The organism is Flavobacterium piscinae (genome assembly GCF_004122145.1).
GTDB classification, from domain to species: domain Bacteria; phylum Bacteroidota; class Bacteroidia; order Flavobacteriales; family Flavobacteriaceae; genus Flavobacterium; species Flavobacterium piscinae.
The window spans coordinates 1-255 of sequence record NZ_SBKQ01000053.1; the positions used below are offsets into that span (position 1 = coordinate 1).

Below are 255 nucleotides of genomic sequence, written 5' to 3' on the forward strand. Positions count from 1 at the left end.
CACAGAACCTAGGGTCAAAAGTAAACACCGAAGGCGAAGAGAACTTCCCGTTTGTTACGGAAGACAACAAAACGCTTTATTTTGCCTCAAGTGGCAGACAAGGCTTTGGAGGATTGGATGTCTTTGCTTATGATATGACCAAAGGTGAATCAACCAACTTAGGCAAACCAATTAACAGTGAGAAAGATGATTTTGCTTTTTCGTTAAATGCAGAGAAGAACATCGGATTTTTGTCTACCAACCGCTCGGGTGTAG

Annotated in this window: 1 pseudogene; it reads left to right on the forward strand. The window is 42.0% G+C overall.

The features are described from left to right. Positions 1-255: pseudogene (locus tag EQG68_RS14945) on the forward strand (PD40 domain-containing protein); the annotation flags it as partial.